Here is a 14,882-nt window from a genome sequence, read left to right on the forward strand (position 1 = left end):
GGAAATATGATAAACAGCTCGGGAGAAATTTATGGTCGAAAAAGGAAAAAATAAATCTGCATTTGTAGAATTTTTACAAAAAAATCTTAATTTTATAATAGCGATAGTTGTCTTTTTAATTTTTACAGCCTTTAGTTTTATTAAATTGGGAAGAAATATAGAAAACCAAGCCTACGATGCCATGCTAAAACTTAAACCTGAAATCAAAGAAAAAAGCGAAATTCTTCTTTTAAATGTCGATGACTTTTCTATAGAACAAGTCGGCTCTTGGCCATGGTCAAGGGATGTTTTAGCCGATGTTTTAATCCGCCTAAAGGAAGCAGGCGGAAAGGCGGCGGTTTTCGATATTGAGTACCTGTCTGCAGGAAGGGCGGGTGCAAATAATACCTATGTAGAACATGATCTGCCGAAAGAATATGCAGCCGTGCGGCAGGAATTCGGAGAATATATAAAAGAATTTTCGGATGCAGTAGCAAGCAAAAACATTCCGCTTTCTGAAGTAAAAACTGTTGGAAAGGATATGTCCGAGTATTTTGAATCAAAAATTGACGAACTTTCCGATTCAATTAAACAAAATGTTTTTAGAGATAACGATGCCTACATGGGAGCTGCAGTAGGCTTTTTTGAAAATGCTTTTTTAACTATAAACGCAGTAAATATAAACATAGGAGGCGAAACAAAGGAACTAAAAGACTTTGCCTATAATAATTTTTTGTTTACCAATGTAGAAGATAAAACAGGTCTTTTTAAAAAGGAAACCTTAGCAAACCGCAAAGCCGCAAATGAAGAATACGGAATGGCTCCGGCGATTATGCCCATACTACAGTATGCAAGGGGAGCAGGTTTTCCGAATGTGGTTATAGACGAGGACGGGGTACGCCGCCGCATTTCTCTTTTAACCGAATATGAAGGAAGATATATAGGACAGCTTGTTTTTACTCCAATCCTTAATATCCTTGAACCCGAAAAAATTATCCGGTCGGGAAGAAAGCTGATTTTAAAAAATGCCAAGAACCCGTCCGATTTGGAAAAAAGAAAGGACCTTATAATTCCTCTGGATGATGACGGAAATCTTTTAATAAACTGGCTAAAAAAACGATTTGCCGACACTGAAAATCCGGAAAACGGCAGCTTTAAAAGCTTATCGGTTTATGCCCTAACCTACGCCGACATTATAGAAAAAAACTTAATTTCACTTTTAGAAGCCATAAAAGATTTGCAAATAAGAACTGCAGAAGGCTACCTTTCTTATCACAATGCGGTTAGTTCTTTAGAAAGTGAATACTCAAGGCTTGATCAATGGAAAAAAGAACTTCTAAATAAGAACAAGCAGGATTTTAAAGATTACTTTGCGGCACGCAGTTCCTTTTTTGATAATTACAGCAAATTTTTAAGCGGGAACTTCGATAAAGAAATACACAGCCTCTTTGCAAAAATAAAAGAACAGAGCGGCTCAAACCAATATGACGATATAGATGCCTATGTTACCGAACTTTTTAAAAATGCAAAAGAAGAATATAAAAACTATTCGGAACACATTAACTATATAAACGGCTTTTGCAGCAACGCCTTTGCAATTATAGGATACAGCGGCGTAGGCACCTCCGATTTAGGTGTAAACCCTTTTTGGAAATCTTATCCCAATGTAGGTACCCATGCCAATATTTATAACACGATTATGAATGAGGACTTTATAAGACCTCTTCCAAAATGGGTTTCAATAATACTTGCCTTTGTAATAGCAATATTTACAGCCTTTATGATGAAAAAGATAGAAAGAGGATTTATAAAGGTTTTTCTTGGAATCGTTTTATTGAGCTTAACTCTTTCTATAGGAATTCTTTTATTCGTATTCGGGAAAATATACTTACAGCTATTTCTTCCGGTTATAACGGTGGTCATAAGTTTTATAGTTATCCTCTTACTAAACTTTATTTTCAGCGAAAAAGAAAAGGGCTTTTTAAGAAAGGCCTTCGGTGTTTATCTTTCGGACGATGTTGTAAATGAAATTATTGCCGACCCCGACAAGCTCACTCTCGGAGGAGAACAAAAAAGAATTACGGCTCTGTTTACCGATATAAAATCTTTTTCCACCCTTTCGGAAAAAATTACGCCCGAACACTTGGTTTCGGTTTTAAACGTATACCTCACACAAATGAGCGATTTAATTCTACAAGCAAAAGGCACGATTGACAAATACATAGGAGACGCCATCGTTTCTTTTTTTGGAGCACCGATGGATTTGCCCGACCATGCTTACAGGGCCTGTCTTGCGGCCATCAGAATGAAACAGGCTGAAGCCGAACTCAATAAACAGCTTTATGATGCGGGCGACATTCCCATGCCCATCTTTACACGCATAGGAATAAATACCGGCGAAATGGTTGTCGGAAACATGGGCACCGAAAAAAAAATGAACTACACAATTATGGGAAATGACGTAAACCTTGCAGCCCGTCTTGAAGGTGTAAACAAAAAATACGGCACATGGATTTTAGCTTCCGAATCTACATGGAACGAAACAAATGATGCCTTCCTTGGCCGCCGCCTCGACCGCGTAAGGGTTGTGGGTATCAATACCCCTGTTCAGCTTTACAATGTTATGGCAGTCAAATCCGAAGCCTCTGCGGAAATGGTACAGCTCGTAGGCATATTTGAAAACGCAATAGATTTTTACCGCCAAAGAGAATATCAAAAAGCCCTTAATTTTTTTAACAAGTGTTTGGAAGTCTCTCCCGATGACGAGCCTTCAAAGATGTATGTTGAAAGAATGAAGATGCTTCTTGCAGACGCTGAAACGGCGGCAACACACAGCGATATTGTAAACATGACAAGTAAATAAATCTCTTAATTTATAAGGACAATAATATGAAAAACTTAACTCAAGGAAATGAGCTAAAGCAAATAACTCTTTTTTCCTTACCGATGCTATTAGGTAATATCTTTCAGCAGTTATATAATGTTGTTGACAGTATTGTAGTCGGAAAAAGCATAGGCGATCATGCTCTTGCTGCCGTAGGTATTTCTTTCCCTGTATGGTTTATTTTTATATCCCTTGTCATAGGTTTTACTATGGCTTGTAATATTTTAATAGCTCAATTTGTCGGAGCAAAAAAAGAAGAAGAAATAAGTAAGGTAATTCAAACAAGTATATTAATACTATTTTGGGCAGGGCTTATCACTACGGCTATAGGCATTGTTTTTGCGCCTTATATCTTAAAAATAATGAACACGCCTTCCGATGTCTTTGAGGAAGCCCTTATCTATTTAAGACTCATTTTTACCGGAATTATTTTTTTATTTATATATAATGCCTTTACTGCAATGCTGAGAGGATTTGGGGATTCAATGACACCCCTTTATGCCCTAATCATCTCTACAATAATAAATATAGGTCTTGACTGTCTTTTTGTAATAGTATTCAAATGGGGTATTGCGGGAGCTGCAATAGCAACCATAATAGCCCAATTTATTTCTTGTTTTTGGCTTATATTTTATTGTCGAATAAAATATAAGGATTTCAGAGTAAACTTTTTTAAATTAAAATTCGATAAAACTATTTGTATTCAGTCCGTCAAAATGGGCTTTCCATCAGGAATACAGCAAGCCTTAGTCGGAGGAGGTTTTATGGCCCTCCTTTCGATTGTAAATACCTTCGGTACACAAACGGCAGCAGCCTATTCGGCTGCAGGTAAACTTGACGGCTTTATTGTAATGCCTGCTCTAAATATAGGCGTTGCCCTTTCATCCTTTACAGGCCAAAACATAGGAGCCGGAAGATTAGACAGAGTAAAAAAAGGTTTGCGGGCTTCATTATTTTTAGGACTCGGAATTACAATTACGGCTACTACGGCAATAGTTATCTTCGGTAAAGCAGTTATGTTTCTTTTTGTAAATAATCCGGAAGTAATCGAATTGGGCGCAAGATACTTAATAATAGTTGCACCTGCATATTTTTTTAATACAATAACATTTACTCTAAACGGAGTTATACGAGGAGCGGGAGAAACTGTTTTTCCGATGATTTCAACATTATTGGCTATGTGGGTGTTTAGAGTACCGGCAGCAGCTGTTCTGTCTCGATATTTAGGCTCGGATGGGATCTGGCTTGCCGTTTCGGTTGGATCAGCAGCAGGCTTTCTTTTAACACTCTTTTACTATTGTTCAGGAAAATGGAAAAAAAAGACGGCCAAAATTCTTAACTTAAAAAAATAAGCAAATGATATAAATTGTAATTGTTTGCTTTTTCAAATTCAAATATATTCTATTTTTTTATAAGGGAAAAAAAATGAAAGAAAAATTATTAAGTTTTTTTTACATTGTTTGCGGAGTTTTGATGATAGCATCAGGTATTCATTTTTTCTTGCTGCCTTCAAAATTATCCTTGGGCGGGGCTACAGGAATGGCCTTGGTATTATCAAAATACCTTCCGCTTTCTACAGGAGCCTTACTTGTTGTAGTAAACATTTTTCTGTTTGCTCTCGGCTTTTTAATCATCGGAAACAAATTCGGTCTTAAAACGGTTTGTGCGAGCCTTGGGCTTTCAGGAGCGGTATGGCTTTTAGAAATCTTTGTTCCATTGCAGGGGCCGATTGTAAACGACAAATTCTTACAGCTGGTAATTGCCGTCATCCTTTACGGGGGAGGCGTAGGCATAGTTTTAAATCAGTATGCATCAACCGGAGGAAGCGATATCTTTGCAATGATTCTGCAAAAGTATTTCGGCCTAGACTTGGGAAAGGGCTGCTTAATTACGGACTTTACCATTACAGTTTTTGCGGGCTTTGCTTACGGCCCGGAAATAGCCTTGTTTTCCTTAGTGGGTGTAATCATAAACGGACTCGTAATCGACTCTACAATCGACGGCCTTAACATGAGTAAATACTGCGTTATAAATACGGATAAGCCCGATGAACTTTGCCGATTTATGGTGGAACTAGGCCGTTCTGCAAACGTATATAAGGCAACGGGGGCTTACACAAGAGCCGAACGCTCGGTTATTCAAACCGTTATGAGCCGCAGGGACTTTGTAAAGTTAAAAAGCTATCTTGCCGCAAACGACCCTAAAGCCTTTATGGTTGTAACAAACGCCCACTCCGTATTCGGCTGGCATTGGAGAAGGATAGGCGAATAAGCTCAGCTTAAAACAAGAAAAATACAATTTTAAAAGGTACTGGATTATTTTTGAAAAAGCTGATATATTGTTCCCATTCATCAATAGCATCTTAAGGAGTTAAAACTATGCTTAAAGAAATTCGAGGAAAGAGCGCAAAAAACTTGCGCGGAAGAAGCTTTCTAAAATTGTTGGATTTTACTACAGACGAAATCCGCTATTTACTTGACCTTTCAAAAAATTTTAAAGACATGAAAAGGGCCGGAATTCCTCACAGATACCTAGAAGGAAAAAACATCGTTCTTCTTTTTGGAAAAACCTCTACAAGAACACGATGCTCTTTTGAAGTTGCAGGTTATGACCTTGGAATGGGCGTTACCTACCTTGATCCCAATTCTTCACAGATGGGACATAAAGAATCTATCGAAGACACAGCCCGTGTTTTAGGAAGAATGTATGACGGCATCGAGTACCGAGGCTTTAGCCAAGAGCTTGTAGAAACATTGGCCGAATATTCCGGTGTTCCCGTATGGAACGGATTAACCGACCTTTTCCACCCGACTCAAATGCTTGCAGACCTTCTTACAATCGAAGAAAAATTCGGCTATTTGAAAGGACTTAAATTTACATACATGGGAGATGCACGAAACAACGTAGCCAACTCCCTCATGATAGCCTGCGTAAAAATGGGAATGCACTTTACAGCATGTTCGCCCAAGCACCTCTTCCCCACTGAAGACTTGGTAGCCGAAGCAAAGAAAATCGCAGCCCAAACAGGAGGAAGCGTAACCCTTACCGAAAATGTAAACGAAGGCACAAAGGGAGCTCATGTTCTTTATACCGACATTTGGGTATCTATGGGAGAACCCGACAGCGTATGGGAAGAACGCATTAAGCTCTTAAAGCCCTATCAGGTAAACAAGGCTGCTATGGACAATGCAGACAAGGATGCAATCTTCTTGCACTGCCTCCCCTCCTTCCATGACCTAAAGACAACTAAGGGTCAGGAGATTCACAAAAAGTTCGGCCTTCCCGAAATGGAAGTTACAAACGAGGTTTTTGAATCTCATAAATCCGTTGTTTTTGATGAAGCCGAAAACCGCATGCATACAATCAAGGCTGTTATGTATGCCACAATGTGCTAATCTTTTTTATATTTGCTAACCTGAGACTCTTTCTAAAAACTTTAGGAAGAGTCTTTAATTTTTTTGGAGGGAAGCCTTGTGATTCTTGAACTTAAAAACATTTCAAAAACTTATCCTTCGGGACGAAGGGCCTTACAAAACATTTCTTTTAAAATAGAAGAAGGAGAAATCCTTGCAATAATAGGCCTCTCGGGAGCCGGAAAGTCTACAATGCTTAGATGTATAAACCGCTTGGTCGAGCCGGATGAAGGAGAAGTTATTTTTTTGGGAGAAAAAATAAACAGGCTTAAAGGAAAAAAATTAAGACAATACCGCTCAAAGATAGGAATGATTTTTCAAAATTATAATCTGGTCGAGCGTCTTAATGCCGTCGAAAATGTTCTGCACGGCTGCCTCGGCTCAATTCCTTCTTACCGCGGGGCACTAGGCCTTTATACCGAAAAAGGAAAAGAAAAAGCCTTTGCTCTTTTACAAACCGTAGGCATGGAAGAATTTGCCTTTCAAAGATGCAGCGAATTAAGCGGAGGTCAAAAACAAAGAATAGGAATTGCAAGAGCCTTAATGCAAAGCCCCAGCCTTTTATTATGCGATGAGCCCATAGCCTCCCTTGACCCGCAGTCGGCAGAAACGGTTTTAAATTATATTAAAGAATTTGCAGTAAATAAAAACATCGCCTGTCTTATAAGTTTACACCAAATGGAAGCGGCAAAAAAATATGCCGACAGAATCATCGCTCTCAATAACGGAAAAATAGTTTTTGACGGAAGACCCGATTCCTTAAACGATGAAGTCTTGCACAAAGAAATTTTTGCAAGCGCTTCTATGAACAGCGGAGAAAAAGTTCTATGAAGTTCGATTTAAAAATTTACTCTGAGGACAAAAAAAAGAAAAGACATTATCACAAAAAAGAAACTTCATACTCTTGGGAAAAAAAACAAATCTTTTTTGCGAAGAAAAAACTAAAGGCAATTATTATTCTTTTAAGTCTTATTTTAATATATTATTTTGCATCAAATATAACCGGCTTTAAAGACCTTAAAGCAATTTTTAAATTTCCCCTTGCAATAGCTTGGCTTATAAAAAACTTTATACCCGACAATGAAAGTTTAAAACATATTCCGATTATAATAAAAACCTTGGGCGAAACCTGTGTAATAGCGGCCTCGGCAACTACCGCTGCGGCTTTTTTCGCCCTTATCTTAGCCCTCCTCGGCTCTCAAACCACAGGAATAAATAAGCCCTTTCAAATAATCCTTACCCTTATAGCTTCGTTTTTAAGAAACATTCCGCTGGTAGCATGGGCAATGCTTTTATTGTTTTCGTTTAAACAAAATAATTTTACCGGTTTTTTAGCCCTCTTTATAATTACCTTGGGTCATCTGGTAAGAGCTTTTAAGGAAATGATAGAAGAAACAAGCGAAGAATCTTTTACAGCGTTACGGGCTGCGGGCGTTCCGTATTTTCCGGCTCTCTTTAATGCCGTATTCCCAAGCATAGCGCCCGGCCTTGTTTCGTGGCTCTTATACACGGTTGAAACGAATGTGAGGGACTCCGCTCTAATAGGAATTCTAACGGGAACCGGAATAGGTTTTTTATTTAACCTTTATTTTAAAAGTTTCCGTTATAATAGTGCAGGCTTAATTATTTTATGCCTTGTAATCATAGTTTTACTCATCGATATTCTTTCAAACAAAATAAGGCGGATTCTTTTATGATTGAGCAAGCAAACAAAATTAAAAAAATAAAAATAAGAAGATTCTCAAAGCAAAGAGTATTAATTTTATTTGTTCTTATTTTTTTATCCGGCCTTACAATTATAAGCTTATTTCAAATGGAAAAGCCCGACTATGGAATTCAAAAGGCTTTTTTGCAATTTACGGAATATTCAAAAGATTTATTTTTTTATCCTAAGCTGTCACAAAAATATTCTTATGCGGAAATATTTTTTTCTCTTTTAGTAAGTTTAAGTCTTGCCCTTTTAACCACCGTCTTCGGAGTGGTGCTTGCTTTCTTTTTAGGGATAGCCGCCTCGGAAAATCTTTCAAACAAGTATCTTGTAAAAATCATAAGAACGGCAATGTCCCTTATCCGCTCCGTGCCGACAATTATTTGGGTTTTAATATTTTCGGTAGTTGCAAACATAGGAGCAGAGGCCGCCGTCCTAGGCATGAGCTTCCACAGCACAGCCTATCTCGTAAAAGGTTTTTCGGAAAGCTTTGACGGCATAGACAAAAAAACGATTGAGGCCTTAAAAGCCTGCGGGGCAAGCTATATCGAAATTATAAGTCAGGCAGTTCTCCCCGCTTCGATAAACAATCTAATCTCGTGGAGCTTTTTTAGATTTGAAATTAACTTCGGAAATGCTGTTGCCGTAGGAGCTGCGGCAGGAGCCGGCGGAATAGGTTACGAGCTTTTTATGGCAGGCTCTTTAAACTTTAATATGAGTGAAGTCGGCTTTATATCCTATCTTATTTTCGGAACGGCAATTATTTTGGAAATATCTTCGACAAGGATAAGAAACAGAATTAGGCATTAGACTTTTAAATTTAACGAGGCAGAAAGAATCAAAAGAATTCTTACTGCCCCGTTAGCATTGAAGCAAAAACTATTTTGCGTTATTTTCGACAATTTTTACTACAAGTTCAATTCCCTTTTCAAATGCCATTGTGGGGATGAGCTCGAAGCGGCCGTGAAAATTATAACCGCCTGCAAAAAGGTTAGGACAGGGAAGCCCCATAAAAGAAAGGCGGGCTCCGTCAGTTCCTCCCCTAACCGGAACTATATGAGGTTCAATACCGGCATCAGTCATAGATTTTTTTGCAAGCTCAATTATTTCCATGTGCGGTTCGATTTTTTCTTTCATATTGTAATAGGAATCTTTTATTTCCATCTTGATTATATTGCCGTATTTTTTATTTAAAAAATCGACAGCTGCCTTCATAAGTTCTTTTTTGTGAAGGAAGCTTTCCATAAAGTGATCGCGGATAATATAAGACATCTTTGTAAAATCAACGCTTCCTTCAATGGAAGTTAAATGAATAAAACCCTCATAGCCTTCGGTGTATTCCGGCTTTTGTTCTTCGGGAAGCATGTTTTCCAATTCTCTTGCCGCAGAAAGAGAATTAACCATCATATTCTTTGCAGAACCCGGATGCACATTCTTTCCTTGAATTTCTATCTTAACGCTTGCGGCATTAAAGTTTTCGTATTCGAGTTCACCCAAGGGGCCGCCGTCTACAGTATAGGCAAAGTCCGCTCCGAATTTTTTTACATCAAAAAGATCGGCGCCTCTTCCGATTTCTTCATCGGGAGTAAAACCGATTTTTATTTCGCCGTGTTTAATTTCGGGATGAGCCAAAAGATATTCTATAGCACCCATGATGATTGTAATACCGGCCTTATCGTCTGCACCCAAGAGGGTCGTTCCGTCGGTTGTAATAATCTCCTGACCTTCAAGCTCTTTTAAGAAGGGAAAATCTTTGACGGTCATGGTGTACTCATCATTGAGTTTAATATCCCCGCCCTTGTACACAAAAACTTTCGGATTTACGCACTTGCCGTCCAAATCGGGAGCCGTGTCCATGTGGGCTATAAAACCGATTGCAGGAACCTTTTTATCGGTGTTTGCAGGAATGGCCGAATAAACATAACCGTGCTCATCCTGCTCGGCCTTTAAGCCCATCTCGGTCAATTCTTTTACAAGGTATTTTCCCAGCTCAAGCTGTCCGGGAGTACTGGGACAACATTCATTTTCTTCGTTGGACTTAGTGTCCATCGAAATGTATTTTTGAAATCTTTTAAGATAATCCATAATATCTCCTGTAAAAATGTTATAGTTTACGATGAACAGCCTAGCACTTTTAAGGGCTTGTGTAAAGTGGGGAGAAGTAGAACAATGTGTATGTCTTGGAGAATTCTGAGGTAAATGTATAAAATTCCTTTTAATAAAAAATATCTAAACTATTGACAATATTGGTTCCGATATATTATACTCTTTTGTAAGATTAAGTTTACAATATTTTAGAGACATCGGAGTAGTTATGTTTAAGATACAAAAGGAAGCCGAAGAGATTTTTAAATCTATCAGGCTTAAAAGAATGTTTGGAGGTTTCTTTTTACTTTCGGATGAGTTTTTGACGGTCGTGCCGGGATACTACATAGGTCTTGCCGTAGATGAATTAAAAAATGCTACTATGACACAAAGTGCCCTTATTGCGTATGTGGTAAAAATAATTTTTTTCACCTGTATGGGATATTTTTTTTCTTCCATGTTTATGTTCTTTATTCACAATTCTGGAAACAGGGCGGCTTATCTTTTTAGAAAAAAAATAATTTCGTCGGTTTTAAAAAAGACTCCGCCGTTTTTTAAAAAATATACTTCAGGCGATATTTTGGCTCGCACCTCAAATGATGTCACGGCCGTAGAAAATTATTTTGCTAACGGTTTTATAATGCTGATGGATTCCTTTGCCTATCCCGGAGCTGCAATTTTTATGATGTCGGTTTTAATTTCATGGAAGTTAACCCTTGCAGTTGTCCTCCCAATACCACTTATAACTATTATTTATTTTTCTTTAGGTAAAGCAATAAAAGATAGAACGGGTAAAACCTATGCGGAATTTTCCAAGGTCAACCAAGGTATTTTGGAGCTCGCTGAAGGAATAAAACTTATACGCTGTTACGTGAATGAGCAAGTCAGGTTAAAAAAACTTTCTTCCATTGTTAAAAATTATTTTTCGGTTCTTTATGCACAAGTTAAACTAACCTCTATTTTGCAGCCATGTACAGCCTTTATTACAAATCTTTGTATCATAATAGCTTTTTGCTACGGCGGTTACCTTGTACACATAGGAGAAATTACTTCAGGGAATCTTGTTTCATTTTTTGGTTTTGTCGGAATGATTGCATGGAGCGGAATGGCAAGCGGCTTTTACTTACAAATTCAAAAGTCGGCAGATGCAGCTATCGACAGAATAAATGCTCTTATAAGAGATAACAACGAATTTCCGTCCATGGGAAACAAAGAAAAAATCGAAAGAATAGAAAAAATTTCTTTTAAAAATTTCAGCTTTGCATATTCCGATTCCGAAAAGAAAGTTTTACAGGATATTTTCTTTGAAATTTTACAAGGAGAAATTTTAGGAATTACCGGAAAAACCGGTTCGGGTAAAACAAGTTTGATAAAACAATTTTTCAGCCTCTATCCTCAAAATGAAAATATCTTCATAAATAATATTCCCTTAAAAAATTGCGATATTTTTTCTTTTAGAAACAAGACCGCTTATGTAAGTCAACGTCCTCAACTTTTATCGGGAACCGTTTACGAAAACTTATGCTTTTATGAAAAGGAAATTGAAAAAGGAAAAATATTAAAGGTTTTGGAAGCGGCTGATGTAAAAAGCGACATTGAAAAACTTACAAACGGGATCGATACAAAAATAGGAGAAAAAGGTGTTATGCTTTCAGGAGGGCAAAGGCAACGAATTGCCCTTGCCCGTGCTCTTCTTAAAGAACCGGAAGTTTTGATTTTGGATGATGCCATTTCTGCCGTCGATGCAGACACTGAAGTTAAGATAATCGAAAACCTAAAAAAATCTTCTTCATTTAATATCTGCATTATATCGGCACACCGTCTTTCGGCTGTTCAGCATGCAGACAAAATAATTGTGCTGGATGACGGTAAAATTATTCAGCAAGGAACGCACGAAAAACTTATAAAAGAAGGCGGCTGGTATGCGGAGCAGTTTGAATACCAGCACAGCCATTCTGCGGAACTTATGCAAGCTGAAGATGCTGACCTACAAATTGACGGAGGAAAAAAAGATGAAAGATAAGACCAATAAACTCAAAGTAAATTATAGATTTTTTCTCTCGTACCTAAAATACTGCAAGACTTATGTCTTAGCAGCCTTTGTTGTAGTAGGAATTTTTATTGCATCTTCAGCCTATCTTCCTACAATTACAGCAAGCGTTATAAATGCCGACCTTGTAAATATGCCCGGCTTAAAAAATTTTTTAATTAAACATGCCCTTTTGGTTTTGGGGACTGCCCTTTTATTTTTTTTATCGATATATGTAAAAACATTGCTTTTTAGAAAAATTGCAAATACCGCCTGTGAACATATTCAAATGGATATGGCCGGTCATCTTTTAAATTTAAAGATGAAACATTTTGATGAAATGACTTCGGGAAATATAATGAGCCGTTTTTCTTCCGATGTAAATGCAGTAGGCGATTTATACTTTTTGGTTTTGGGCGAGGTATTTAGTGTAATTTTATTATGTATAGTTTTATATATCCGTTTGGCACTTATGAGCCCCTATCTTTTTTGGGCTAGTTTTGCCTATCTGCCGGTTGTTTATTTTCTTGCTCGGTATTATTTAAAAAAGAGCGACAAGCCGACACGGGATTATAGAAATTCAATCGGAGAATTAAACGGATTTTTTAACGAAAGTATTAATTCTATTGAAACCGTGCAAGCTTTTTGTGCAGAGGAAAAAACAGAAAAAGAGTTCGATAAATTTAATCTCCCGGCATATACTTCAAAACGAAAAATGGTTTTACTCTCGGGGCTTTTTTCTTGGAATATTATTGCAAGAATTAGAACCTTAATTTACGCCGCCCTTTTGGGAGTGTTCGGATATCTGTATTTTCAGGGAGCTCATTTTCTTGTCGGTACTCTTGTAATCGCTATAAGTTATAATAAGGAAATAACCGATATTTTTTTAAAATTGTTCATGCAGATAAATATTTACAAAAATGCCTTTGTCGCGGCGGGAAGAGTTTCGGAGATAATTAATTTTGAACATGAAAGAACAAACGGCACTCCTCATTCTCCCATGGGAGATATAAAATTTTCAAACACTCAATTTGAATACAAAGAAGGCATTCCAATTTTAAAAGGACTTGATTTTAATGCGGAAGACGGGATGACCATAGCCTTTGTCGGAAAGACCGGCTGCGGAAAATCTACGATTATGAATTTGATTTTAGGTTTTTATGAAAATTCCGGCGGTAAGGTTTTAATTGACGGGCAGGATATACGCTCTCTTGAATTAAAAACTCTGCGTTCCAAGATTGCAGTGGTCTTGCAAGAACCCTATCTTTTTAGCGGAACGATTTTTGACAACATAAGTTTAAACGATCCTCTTATAAATAGAGAATCTTGCGAAAAAGCTTTAAAGGCTGTAGGCGGCACAAATCTTATAGAACGTTCGAAAAAAGGTTTGGATGCCGAAGTGAACGAAAACGGAAAAAACTTTTCGGAAGGAGAGAGGCAGATTATCTGTTTTGCCCGTGCCATGGTAAGAGATCCTAAAATTCTAATCTTAGATGAGGCTACGGCAAACATTGATACCGAAACCGAAAAACTTATAAATGCAGGTATCGAAGTTTTAAAGAAGGGACGCACCACACTTATAATCGCACACCGTCTTTCTACCGTAAAAAATGCGGATATAATAAACGTAATCGATGACGGCAAATTATTGGAATCGGGCACTCACGAAGAACTTATTGCCCTGAATTCAAAATACGCCGAATGGTATAGACTGCAAAAGTAGGAATAAGTTTTCTGAAAATGTAAGCTATAGCTTAAAATTTATTTTTATTGTATACTAGGGCATCTCTAAAAACTGAAGTTTTTAGAAATGCCCACTAATGATTGGAGTGTTAAATTATGCAAAAAAGTTATTACGCTTTTTTAAACCATACCAATTCGGATATTGTAAAAAAAGATAATCCGTATCCGCATTTTAAAACCTACGCATTTTCTTCCGAAATAGGAAGAGGATATTCTGCTATTTATGATGTAGGCTCTTATGCACATATTTGTATTGCCGATCATCTTTACTATGAGGATTTTAAATATACGGTACCATCGGATGAAGGTATTTATATTCAGCAATATGATTCTATTGCCTCCGACAAAAAATATCCTGCAGGGAGAGTGTATACCGGAATGCAATACATTCAGCATTACACTAATGTTAAAACGGTTCAGTATGTTATAAAAAAGGAAACTCCTGCATGTATTATCGGGCTTCAATTAAACCCCGAATATTACGGTGCATATTTAAAAAACACCTTCGGCATTACGGAAGAAAATTTTTGCACAAAAATTTCTCTCTTGCCGAAAGAAAACTATATTCCTGAAATTTCTTTTATATTGAATCAGATACGGAAATTCTCGGGAACCGAAGCGAGTGCAAAACTTTTTTTTAAAAGCAAAGTTGACGAAATCTCCGCCCTTCTTTTACGAAGAACCGAAAACATACAAAAAGCGGAACACTCCGTTTTTTCAGCCGACCATGCAGCTATTATGCAAACGATTGAGTTCATAAATAAAAACTTACACAAAAGACTTCCGCTTGAAACGCTTGCAAAAATGTCGTATATGAGCCCTTCAAAATTTAAATATGTTTTTAAAGCCGTTACCGGTTTTCCGCTCACCGATTATCTTGTTAATAAAAAAATGGAAAAAGCCTGCTCCCTGCTTTTAAATACTAATATGTATGTTGCAAACATCGCCCAAAGTCTCGGCTATCGCAGCACCGGATATTTTTCCGCCTGCTTTGAAAAGTACACAGGTATGCTTCCGAATGAATATAGGAGGAGGTGAAAG

General features: G+C 37.4%; 11 protein-coding genes. 10 read left to right on the forward strand and 1 reads right to left on the reverse strand.

From position 1 onward, the window contains the following. The first annotated feature begins 31 nt into the window (after positions 1–31). The 7 genes from E4N78_RS09740 (at position 32) to E4N78_RS09770 (ending at position 8,794) form a co-directional block, all read left to right on the forward strand. Positions 32–2,842 carry a CHASE2 domain-containing protein gene (locus E4N78_RS09740; RefSeq protein ID WP_255810361.1) on the forward strand — a complete coding sequence of 937 codons (2,811 nt, stop codon included), beginning with the start codon at positions 32–34 and terminating at the stop codon, positions 2,840–2,842. 26 nt (positions 2,843–2,868) lie between these two features. Next, the gene (locus E4N78_RS09745; RefSeq protein WP_255810362.1) at positions 2,869–4,215 is read left to right on the forward strand and encodes an MATE family efflux transporter; all 1,347 of its coding nucleotides are present in this window, start codon (positions 2,869–2,871) and stop codon (positions 4,213–4,215) included. Between the two features lie 73 nt (positions 4,216–4,288). Next, the gene (locus tag E4N78_RS09750) at positions 4,289–5,134 is read left to right on the forward strand and encodes a YitT family protein (RefSeq protein ID WP_002670316.1); all 846 of its coding nucleotides are present in this window, start codon (positions 4,289–4,291) and stop codon (positions 5,132–5,134) included. Positions 5,135–5,241: 107 nt separating this feature from the next. After that, positions 5,242–6,258 (forward strand): ornithine carbamoyltransferase, encoded by a 1,017-nt coding sequence (gene argF / locus E4N78_RS09755; RefSeq protein ID WP_255810363.1) that lies wholly within the window; start codon positions 5,242–5,244, stop codon positions 6,256–6,258. A gap of 78 nt (positions 6,259–6,336) precedes the next feature. Then, the gene (phnC, locus tag E4N78_RS09760) at positions 6,337–7,107 is read left to right on the forward strand and encodes a phosphonate ABC transporter ATP-binding protein (protein WP_255810364.1); all 771 of its coding nucleotides are present in this window, start codon (positions 6,337–6,339) and stop codon (positions 7,105–7,107) included. After that, positions 7,104–7,973 (forward strand): ABC transporter permease subunit, encoded by an 870-nt coding sequence (locus E4N78_RS09765; RefSeq protein ID WP_255810365.1) that lies wholly within the window; start codon positions 7,104–7,106, stop codon positions 7,971–7,973. The genes phnC and E4N78_RS09765 overlap by 4 nt, the downstream gene beginning before the upstream one ends. After that, complete coding sequence (locus E4N78_RS09770) at positions 7,970–8,794, forward strand: PhnE/PtxC family ABC transporter permease (RefSeq protein WP_255810366.1); 825 nt, start codon at positions 7,970–7,972, stop codon at positions 8,792–8,794. The genes E4N78_RS09765 and E4N78_RS09770 overlap by 4 nt, the downstream gene beginning before the upstream one ends. A 69-nt stretch (positions 8,795–8,863) precedes the next feature. Here the strand turns inward: E4N78_RS09770 and pepT are convergent, their stop codons facing one another. Then, a complete protein-coding gene (pepT, locus tag E4N78_RS09775) occupies positions 8,864–10,069 on the reverse strand; it encodes a peptidase T (protein ID WP_255810367.1) in 1,206 nt (401 codons plus the stop codon). 229 nt (positions 10,070–10,298) lie between these two features. Between pepT and E4N78_RS09780 the strand changes: the two genes are divergently transcribed. The 3 genes from E4N78_RS09780 (at position 10,299) to E4N78_RS09790 (ending at position 14,879) form a co-directional block, all read left to right on the forward strand. Continuing rightward, positions 10,299–12,092 carry an ABC transporter ATP-binding protein gene (locus tag E4N78_RS09780; RefSeq protein ID WP_255810368.1) on the forward strand — a complete coding sequence of 598 codons (1,794 nt, stop codon included), beginning with the start codon at positions 10,299–10,301 and terminating at the stop codon, positions 12,090–12,092. Continuing rightward, a complete protein-coding gene (locus tag E4N78_RS09785; protein ID WP_255810369.1) occupies positions 12,082–13,821 on the forward strand; it encodes an ABC transporter ATP-binding protein in 1,740 nt (579 codons plus the stop codon). The genes E4N78_RS09780 and E4N78_RS09785 overlap by 11 nt, the downstream gene beginning before the upstream one ends. Before the next feature lie 116 nt (positions 13,822–13,937). Beyond that, the gene (locus E4N78_RS09790; RefSeq protein ID WP_255810370.1) at positions 13,938–14,879 is read left to right on the forward strand and encodes a helix-turn-helix domain-containing protein; all 942 of its coding nucleotides are present in this window, start codon (positions 13,938–13,940) and stop codon (positions 14,877–14,879) included. The last annotated feature ends 3 nt before the right edge of the window (positions 14,880–14,882 follow it).

Origin of the sequence: Treponema denticola, from assembly GCF_024400535.1 — a bacterium.
GTDB lineage: Bacteria > Spirochaetota > Spirochaetia > Treponematales > Treponemataceae > Treponema_B > Treponema_B denticola_C.

Excerpts from the sequence above, each read along its gene's own strand:
- E4N78_RS09740 (WP_255810361.1), top strand. The coding sequence starts at position 32 with ATGGTCGAAAAAGGAAAAAATAAATCTGCATTTGTAGAATTTTTACAA.
- E4N78_RS09745 (WP_255810362.1), top strand. The coding sequence starts at position 2,869 with ATGAAAAACTTAACTCAAGGAAATGAGCTAAAGCAAATAACTCTTTTT.
- E4N78_RS09750 (WP_002670316.1), top strand. The coding sequence starts at position 4,289 with ATGAAAGAAAAATTATTAAGTTTTTTTTACATTGTTTGCGGAGTTTTG.
- argF (WP_255810363.1), top strand. The coding sequence starts at position 5,242 with ATGCTTAAAGAAATTCGAGGAAAGAGCGCAAAAAACTTGCGCGGAAGA.
- E4N78_RS09765 (WP_255810365.1), top strand. The coding sequence starts at position 7,104 with ATGAAGTTCGATTTAAAAATTTACTCTGAGGACAAAAAAAAGAAAAGA.
- E4N78_RS09770 (WP_255810366.1), top strand. The coding sequence starts at position 7,970 with ATGATTGAGCAAGCAAACAAAATTAAAAAAATAAAAATAAGAAGATTC.
- pepT (WP_255810367.1), bottom strand. The coding sequence starts at position 10,069 with ATGGATTATCTTAAAAGATTTCAAAAATACATTTCGATGGACACTAAG.
- E4N78_RS09780 (WP_255810368.1), top strand. The coding sequence starts at position 10,299 with ATGTTTAAGATACAAAAGGAAGCCGAAGAGATTTTTAAATCTATCAGG.
- E4N78_RS09785 (WP_255810369.1), top strand. The coding sequence starts at position 12,082 with ATGAAAGATAAGACCAATAAACTCAAAGTAAATTATAGATTTTTTCTC.
- E4N78_RS09790 (WP_255810370.1), top strand. The coding sequence starts at position 13,938 with ATGCAAAAAAGTTATTACGCTTTTTTAAACCATACCAATTCGGATATT.